Origin of the sequence: Edaphobacter sp. (assembly GCF_035763405.1) — a bacterium.
Classification (GTDB): Bacteria; Acidobacteriota; Terriglobia; order Terriglobales; family Acidobacteriaceae; genus Edaphobacter.
The window spans coordinates 21,336-30,634 of record NZ_DASUBE010000006.1; the positions used below are offsets into that span (position 1 = coordinate 21,336).

The following is a 9,299-nucleotide window of genomic DNA, read 5'->3' on the forward strand; positions in this document are numbered from 1 at the left end:
CGGCGCAAAAAAATGGCGAGAGAGCCTGTCAGGTCTCTCTCGCCGTTGTAGGAGGACTACCGTTAGAAGTTGAAGTGGCCGGCGAACTGGAAGTCGCGCGGTGAGTTGGAGACGCCGCTGATCTGTCCGAAGGAGCTTCCCCCCCAGGTCGCGCTTGGACCCCGGAACTCAACTTTGTTCCAGACGTTGAGGCAGTCGGCTTCGAACTCGAGCGTCACGCCCTCCCATGGCAGGAAGAACCTGCGCCGTACGGCTGCGTCGAAGTTCTGGGTGCCGGGGTTGTTGAGGTTGTATGCCCGGGTGCGCGGCGCATTGCCGATCAGCAGTTGCTGGAGGTGCGTGCACACCGGAGGATTTGCTGTATTGCAGGTATACGGCGCAGTAGAAATATCGGTCGCCGCGGAAAAGGCGGCGGTGTCTACATAAGCGATGTTGCCAAGGTTCGCCTTGGTGATGCCGCCCGGTCCGCTGCCATAGCTGCCGTGAATGCGGGCGTTGTGGCCTGTGAAACTGGGGTTGAGGTCAGGCATGCACTGGCCCTGGCCGGGGGAGTTCGTTCCGGTGCATCCGGTGGATGTAACCAGCATGGGTGTGCCGGAAGAGTAGGTGTAGATGCCTGAGAGCTGCCATCCACCGGCCAGGTTACGCACCAGCCAGGAGTTGTTTCCCAGGTGCCCTTTGCCGAACGGCAGTTTGTAGACGCCGAAGGCATGAAGCGACTGTGGAGACGAGATAGCGGACCAGGAGCGATCAATGCGGTTCTGCTTCCAGTTCTTTGTCCCGCCGTTGGAGACGGCAGCCGCTGGAATGTCGAAGCCAGTCCTGAATGGGCCGTCGTCGCCAATGTTCTTGGAGTAGGTGTAGTTCACGTTGAACGTTAGCCCGTCCTTCATGCGCTGGATCAGCGAAATCTGGAGCGAGTTGTAGCTGAAGTTTCCGACGTTACTACCCCAGGTGTCGCTTACGCCGCTGTACTGCGGGAAGGCAACCAGTCCGTGAGCGATGGTGACGACGGAGCTTGTGGGATTGGCTGCCGCCGCCGCCTGATAGAGGCTAGGGATATTAATACCGGGCATCGCCGCCTTTGCGATGTTTACATTTGCCGGAGTCGCGGCGGCGGTGAGGATGGGAAGTTTTCCGGTCGAGTCAAGAACCCCGCCGAGGCCTGCAAGGTATTTGGGATTGAGCTGATTCGACCAGTAGCCGCGTGCGGTTCCGGTGCCGCTGTTGGTGGAGTTGATGAGGAAGTGGCTCTGGTTGCCGACGTAGTTGACGGCAATGGTCAGATCCGGCGTGATCGCACGTTGAATGCCTGCGTTGTAGAAGTTGAATTGCGGCGCGCGACCTGAGACGTATGGGTCGGCATACGCTACACCATTGGCTGTTTGAATTTTGGTCCCGCTGCTCAGATAGTTGCCGGTGTTCAGCACCTGTGCGGCAACATTGGGGGTCGGAGCCGTTGGATAGGTATAGCCTTTGCCGAAGAGATCGGTGTTGCCCAGGCCCGCAGAGGTGAAGTAAGCGCCGTTGTTCAGGAAGAAGGACGGACCCGCGCCTAGGCCGCTGGTGACTTCGGCCGGGCCGCTGGCGGTCATGTTGAAGCCGGTTTGTCCGGTACCGTTGAAAGCGCCGCCGCGTCCGCCTACGCCGCCTGCTTCAGAGTAGACGGTGCCAAAGCCGGCGTGGAAGACGGTCTTGTCATCCACCGAGTAGGCAAGGCCAACGCGCGGTCCCCAGTTCTTCCAGTAGGTGTTGACTGGCGTTCTGCAGCCGCAGCTTACGCCCGGACCGCCATGGTTGCCGGCAAACTGCAACATGCCTGGCGTGCCGGTGATGGCGTTGGTCAGGTTCGGGTTGAGGAACGTCCAGTGGTCGTTGACCTCGTGGTAGGGCGGGAAGTAGTCCCAGCGCAGGCCGAGATCGAGGGTCAGCTTCGACGTGACTTTGAAGCTGTCCTGCACATAGGGAGAGATAGGCCGGTAGCGGCCGCCGAGTTCGCTGACCGGTTGCAGGCCGATGGACGGTGTCCCGCCGATTGCGCCCAACAAATAGCTGGCATAGGAATAACCTGACAGCACAGCAGGAGCGCCCGTCTTAGAATTCGCAGCAGTCCCCAGGGTTAACGCATTGGAGTTCGCAGCGTAGTTGGCTGTTGAGTAGGCGTTATAGGAGAGCGGGAGCACGCCGGTGTAAGTAGCGGGGTTGGAGTTATTAATCTGCTGCCACTGAATGGAGATACCGAAGGTCAGGGCATGCCTGCCTTTGAGCCATTGCAGGTTATCGACGAGAGTGTAGTTGTTGGGCGTGGTGAGCTGGGTGGAAACAGAGTTGCCGTTGCCGGTCCAGCCTGTCTGCACGGAGCCGAACGCGGGGGTTGTAGCGAACGCAGCGCCGGGGAACTCTTCACCCGCCTGGCCCTGCGGCAGGTTGGTGATGCCCATGGTGGGTGCGGCCCACTTCGTTACGCCCTGCGTGGAGTTGTGGATGTTCTGGAAGAAGCGGGTAAAGCCGTACTTGAACTGGTTGGTGATCTTTTCGTTGAAGCTGTAGGTGTCCTCGACATCGAAGACTTTCGGATAGATGTTCGCCAGGTCGCCGCCTGTATAGGGTAGCGGAAGGTAGGGGCTGCCGTAGTTGTTGTAGTAGTTCACGGTGCCCATGGCCATGACACCGGAGAGCCGCTGCTTCGCGCTCAGGTCATAGTCCACGCGGGCGTCAAGCACCCAGTTGTCGAACCCCTTGGCAATGCTGCCAAAGTAGTTATTCGTCGTGCCGGACGAGGTGGGAGCAGGCAGGAACGACTGCATCTTCTGCGCAATGGGTGAGAGGTAGCTGGCCGGAATGACGTTGTTGGTGGGCACGCCGTTCTTCATGCCCTGGAACGGTTTCCGCGAGCAGACACTGCCGACGCAACTGTTTGTCGTCGGGTCGAAGAGGAAGGCTGTGTTGTTGGCATCTGCCAGTTCGGTGAAATCGCCGGTCCGCATCAGCGTGGTGGGAATGGTGTAGAGCGACGGCGAGACGTAGTAGCGGTCGTGGAAGCGGTCGTATGCGGTGAAGAAGAAGAGCTTCTTGTGAGTGTAGGGCACGAAGCCGCCGACGGACATAGAGAGTTCGTTCTGGTGCTCGTACGGTTTCGGCGCCGCAACCTTCTGCCCCTGAGCGTTGGTGACGGTGGCGCCTTTGCAGGTAAAGCACCAGGCGTCGAAGACGGTATTGCGCACGAAGTCCGAGACCTGGCCATGGAATTTGGTACCACCGGACTTCATGGTGAAGTTCATGGAGCCCGCACCCTGATACTCGGCTGGCGGCGTGCTGGTGACGATCTGGAACTGGTCTACGGCATCGACGCTGACGCCCTGCGAGACGAGGCGGTTGTCGCCCTGCTGACTGATGGTTTCGGCTGGAAGGCCGTCGAGATAGAGCTGTCCGAGATAGTTGCCGGTGCCGCCGACGATGGGCACGCGCGAGCCCCCCTGCGTGCCTGGCGACAAGGTGCCAAAAGCTGTCGGGTCACGTTGCGCGTTGTTCATCTGTAGGGGCAGGTTGGAGTAGGTCTCGTTCTCCATCACCGTACCCAGAGTGGCCGTTGCTGTATCGAGCTGTGGCGGCGCGGCGGTGACGCTGACGACTTCGGTGGCTTCGCCGAGGTTCAGCACGGCGTTTACCGTGAGGGTGGCCAGTGCGTTGACGGAAAGGTTGTTCTGCACCAGAGATTTGAATCCCGGCGCTTCCACGCGCAGGGTATAGGTTCCCGGCGGCAGGGGAGCGATGGTATACAAACCCGCCGAGGACGAGGTGCGCTTAGTGGCTATATTGGTGGCGTTGTTGGTTGCGATGACGACGGCGTTGGGAATGACGGCACCGGTGTCGTCCGTGACGGTGCCGGCGATGGTGCCTTCGCCGGCAGTCTGGGCCTTCAACGCGGCGGGCATCACCAGCAGCACTGCGAGTGCACACGCGAAGAACGCCTTGCACAGCCTGGAGCAATGATTGAAGCGGAGTATGTTTCTTTTGAAATCCATGATGACCTCGATCAAGTGAAGCTAGTTGCGTCTGTGAGATTTTGTGACTGATTTCGGCACTTGCCGTAGCAGCCGTTCGACACAGATGGTTGCGTGACCGTCGTATTTCCTTGTTCGCTCCCGTCCGGCTCGGCCCCGAGGGGTTTGGTGGTGGCCCAACCAGATCGAGGGAATGGCGTGATTATGAGCGTCGCATTTAAGCTCTGTCAATAGAAAAATAATATCGAATCGGGAATTTACTCCATGGGGACAAAACGCAATCCTTCCGGCTGCGCTTTTTGAACTCATGGGTCAAGAGACGCATTTTGATATAGATAGGAAAGGTATCGTTGGGAGGGCAGATGGCAGGCACCGATTGCACATTCTTTGAACATCTCGTCGAGACCTTCGCTACGCTCGCGACATCTTTCTGATTGCACTGCTGCCTGCCCTCACGATGGGCAGCTTCAGCGGAGGGCCGGATGCGTTCCTGTCGATCCTCCGCTCGCCGATAAGATCAACCTTTTCTGGCGGTGCTGGACGGTGTATGTACTCGTGCTGGTGCTGATTGCACGCGCCTATGTGGACTCGCAGTTTGCGGGAAGTTGCGGGAAACGCGAGGTGTCGTTGGCCTGGCCGGAGTCGCTTGCGATTGCTTTCGCGGCCATACCGGGAGGCTCTATGATGTTCTCGGGCTGCGCTATCAGACAACAGGGTGGAGGCATGGCATGGTGGTCAATCAGCAGGAACAACATTCCCTCGGCGCTCCTGCTCTCATTGCGGTCGAGCTGAACGGGCGACTGCTTGAGCCGAACCGGCGGATTCCGCTCAACCTGGAGTGGGTCGAGGAGGTTCGCGTTAATACGAGCGCGGTGGAGCGGCGCGCCGCGACGATTGATACGCGACGTTCTGTGAAAAAACAGTGGCAGGCCGCGTGGCTCGTGCGCGCCATCGCGTGCATGGACCTGACGACGTTGAGCGGCGATGACAGTGCTGAGCGCGTCAGGCGGCTCTGCGCCAAGGCGCGGCACCCTTTGCAGGAACACATCGTCAGGGGCCTCGGCATCGAGGACCTGAACCTCACCACCGGCGCGGTGTGCGTGTATCACGCCTTTGTCGAGACGGCGGTGAAGGCACTTGAAGGAACGAACATTCCTGTGGCCGCCGTATCGACGGGCTTTCCGGCGGGACTGTCGCCGCTGGCCGAGCGCGTGCAGGAGATCCGCCGCTCGGTCGAAGCGGGAGCGCAGGAGATCGACATCGTTATCACACGCGCGCATGTCTTCAACGGCGAGTGGCAGGCGCTCTACGATGAGGTCGCGGCGTTCAAGGATGCCTGTGGCGATGCGCACATGAAGGCGATTCTCGGAACAGGAGACCTGCTGACGCTGCGTAATGTTGCGCGCGCCAGCGTGGTGGCCATGATGGCCGGCGCGGACTTTATTAAGACTTCGACTGGCAAGGAGGCCGTCAACGCAACCATTCCGGTGTCGCTGGTGATGGTGCGGGCGATTCGCGAGTATGCCGAGCGCACCGGTTTTGCCGTCGGCTTCAAGCCAGCTGGAGGAATCAAGACCGCGAAGCAGGCGCTGACGTGGCTCTATGTGATGAAGGACGAACTGGGCAGGCCGTGGCTGGAGCCGTCGCTCTTCCGCTTCGGGGCCAGCAGTATGCTCGCAGACATTGAACGCCAACTGGAGCACTATCTTACCGGCCGTTACTCCGCCGCCTACCGTCACCCGATTGCATAAGGAGGCCCTCGTGGGCAACTCAGTTGTGGAACAGTTCTACGCGATGGACTACGGCGTTGCCCCGGAGGACCCGAAGGAGACGAACCGCTGGCTCGACATGCACGAGCGGCGTTTTGGACACTACATAGATGGCCAGTGGCACAAGCCCGCATCGGGCGAGTACTTCGTCACGAGCAATCCAGCGAGCGACGACAAGATTGCCGACGTCGCTCAGGCCGATGTCGCCGATGTGGATGCGGCGGTTGCGGCAGCGCGGAAGGCATTACCAGTGTGGCAGGCGCTCAGCGGGCACGAGCGTGCGCGCTATCTCTATGCGCTGGCGCGGCAGGTGCAGAAGCACTCGCGCAGGCTTGCGGTACTGGAGACCATGGACAACGGCAAGCCGATTCGCGAGAGCCGCGACCTCGATATTCCGTTGGTCGCGCGGCACTTCTATCACCATGCTGGATGGGCGCAACTGCTCGATCGCGAGTTCCCCGGCTACGCGGCCTGCGGCGTGGTGGGACAGATTATTCCGTGGAACTTTCCGCTGCTGATGTTTGCGTGGAAGGTCGCACCTGCGCTTGCCGCTGGAAACACAGTCATCATCAAGCCGGCGGAGTACACGCCGCTGACGGCGCTGGCGATGGCCGAGCTTGCAATGGAGATTGGCTTGCCGCCGGGCGTGCTCAACGTCATCAACGGCGATGGTCGCGTGGGCGCGCTGATAACCGCGCACGATGGTATCGACAAGATCGCCTTCACCGGTTCGACGGAGGTGGGACGCATCATCCGTAAGGCCACGGCGAGTTCGACCAAGAAGTTGTCGCTGGAACTTGGCGGCAAGTCACCGTTCATCGTCTTCGACGACGCTGACCTGGACTCCGCCGTGGAAGGCCTGGTCGATGGCATCTGGCTCAACCAGGGACAGGTCTGCTGCGCAGGATCGCGCCTGCTGGTGCAGGAGCGCATTGCGGAGACGCTGTACGAAAAGATACGCGCGCGGATGAAGACGCTGCGTGTCGGCTCGCCGCTTGATAAGTCGATCGACATAGGTGCGATTGTTGCGCCGGTGCAGTTGGAGCGCATTCGTTCGCTTGTAGATCAGGGCGTTGCCGAGGGCGCAAACTGCTGGCAGCCGGAGATGACGATGCCCGGTAAGGGGCTGTTCTATCCGCCCACGCTGTTGACCGGCGTTCATCCAACAGCGATGGTCGCACAGGAGGAGATATTCGGTCCCGTGCTTGCGTCGATGACGTTCCGCACGCCGAGTGAGGCGGTCGAGTTGGCCAACAACACGACATATGGGCTTGCAGCTTCTATCTGGAGCGAGAGCATCAACGTGGCGCTCGATGTCGCTTCGCAGGTGAAAGCGGGCGTGGTGTGGGTCAACAGCACAAATCTCTTCGACGCCTCGTGCGGCTTTGGCGGCTATCGCGAGAGCGGCTACGGACGCGAGGGCGGACGCGAAGGGATGTACGAGTATCTCGAGCCAACGTGGCTGCATCGTAGCCCGCAAAAGAAGCGGGCGGTTACGGTCTCCTCCGGAATCAACGGGCAGGCCGCAAGTGTTTCGATGTCGATTGACCGAACGGTGAAGCAGTACATCGGAGGCAAGCAGGCGCGGCCTGATTCTGGCTACAGTTTCCCGGTTCATTCGCACGACGGCAGGCTGATTGGCGAAGCGCCGCTGGGCAATCGTAAAGACATCCGCAACGCGGTCGAGGCTGCGCATAAGGCGGAGAAGTGGGCGAAGACCCCGGCGCACACGCGCGCGCAGGTGCTCTACTACCTCGCCGAAAATATGGCCCAGCGGCGCGCGGAGATCACCGCTCGTCTTATGCAATTTGTGGGAGAAGAGCTGGCCGCGCGAGAGGTGGCCTATAGCATTGAGCGCATCTTTACCTATGCGGCCTGGGCCGACAAATACGATGGCGCGGTACACAACCCGCCCATGCGCAACGTCACGCTGGCCATGAACGAGGCGATTGGCGTGGTTGGGATCATCTGCCCTGAGGAGGCACCGATGCTGTCGTTCCTCTCGCTGGTGCTGCCTGCGGTTGCGGCGGGCAATACTGTGGTCGCGGTTCCGTCGGAGAAGTACGCAACCATCATGGGTGATCTGTATCAGATCTTCGATACCAGCGACCTGCCAGGCGGCGTGGTCAACATCGTTGCCGGGCGTCCGGAGGAGTTGGCGAAGACGCTGGCCGAACACGACGACGTGGATGCCATCTGGTGCTTCCGGAATGCGGCTGACGCGACGATGGTGAAGGCTGCGTCGATAGGCAACCTGAAGCAGGTCTGGACCAATGATAAATATGACATCGACTGGTTCGATCCGGCGCAGGCCGAGGGCCGCTACTTTATGCAGCACGCTACTCAGATTAAAAACATCTGGGTGCCTTACGGAGAATAGCTCAATTCTCTGGCGCGGCGACTGAGCTAGCAGGTAGAGTGGTGCCATGATTTTTCGGCGCACGCTTTTGTGGGTGTTTTTATGTAGCGTTCTCGTTTTCGACGCAGCCGGGGTTGCGCAGCCTGATGTTGCCCCCGCCCAAGCTGTGCTCACGAGGCTGATGCCACAGCTTGCCCCGCAGTTCGATCTGGCGATTGTGCGACATGCGAACGGCCGAGACTCGTTCCGCATCAGCGGCAAGGCCGGGCACATTCGCGTTGAAGCAGGCACTGTGCCTACACTGCTCTACGGCGTGAACTGGTATCTGAAGTATGTCGCGCACATGCAGGTTTCGACGAATGGGTTGCAGCTCGGCAGTGCAGGGACCGTACTTCCCGCGCCGGAGCAGATGATAGAAAAGCCTGCATTGTACAAGTGGCGCTATGCGTTGAACGAAAACGTGGATGGGTATTCCGCGCCGTATTGGGGTGAGAAGCGATGGCAGCGCGAGATCGATATTCTAGCGATGAGCGGAACGAACGCTGTGCTGATAGAGCGCGGGACAGACCTTGTGCTCTATCAGACCTTTCGCGACGCGGGTTACTCGGACGAGGCCATCCGGCAGTGGATTACACAGCCTGCGCATCAGAACTGGCAGTTGATGGGGAACATGTGCTGCTTTGACGAACCCATCTCCATGGAGTTGCTGAAGAAGCGTGCGCACTCCGCACAGAAGTTGATTGCGATGCTCCGCAGTTTGGGTATTACGCCGGTACTGCCGGGATATTACGGCATTGTTCCGGCTGATTTTGCGAAGATGCATCCGGGTGCTCATGTCGTGACGCAGGGTGAGTGGAATGGGTTCACACGACCCGGATGGCTCGACCCGCGCGACCCGCAGTTCGAGAAGCTGTCTGAGTCGTTCTACCTGCATCAACACGAGCTTTTTGGTGACACCTCGATCTACGACATGGAGGTCTTTCAGGAGGGAGGCAATGCGGGCGATGTGCCCGTAAGCGAAGCAGCCAAGCGTGTGCAAAAGGCGCTGGAGCGCGCACACCCCGGCGCTTTGTGGATGTTGATGGCCTGGCAGAGCAATCCTACGCAGCAACTGCTTGCCGCGCTCGACACCAGCCATCTGCTGATCGCCGACATCGAACAGGGGCG

General features: G+C 60.0%; 4 protein-coding genes. 3 read left to right on the plus strand and 1 reads right to left on the minus strand.

The genetic code is table 11. The features are described 5' to 3' along the window. Positions 1-62: 62 nt before the first annotated feature. A complete protein-coding gene (locus VFU66_RS00550) occupies positions 63-4,025 on the minus strand; it encodes a TonB-dependent receptor (RefSeq protein WP_326444274.1) in 3,963 nt (1,320 codons plus the stop codon). Between the two features lie 707 nt (positions 4,026-4,732). Between VFU66_RS00550 and deoC the strand changes: the two genes are divergently transcribed. The 3 genes from deoC to VFU66_RS00565 form a co-directional block, all read left to right on the plus strand. Further along, entirely contained in the window at positions 4,733-5,755 is a 1,023-nt protein-coding gene (gene deoC / locus VFU66_RS00555) for a deoxyribose-phosphate aldolase (RefSeq protein ID WP_326444275.1), read from the plus strand. A 10-nt stretch (positions 5,756-5,765) separates the two neighbouring features. Next, complete coding sequence (locus VFU66_RS00560) at positions 5,766-8,153, plus strand: aldehyde dehydrogenase family protein (RefSeq protein WP_326444276.1); 2,388 nt, start codon at positions 5,766-5,768, stop codon at positions 8,151-8,153. A gap of 160 nt (positions 8,154-8,313) precedes the next feature. Further along, positions 8,314-9,299 (plus strand): alpha-N-acetylglucosaminidase TIM-barrel domain-containing protein (locus VFU66_RS00565; RefSeq protein ID WP_326444277.1); only part of this gene is annotated, 986 nt, incomplete at its 3' end.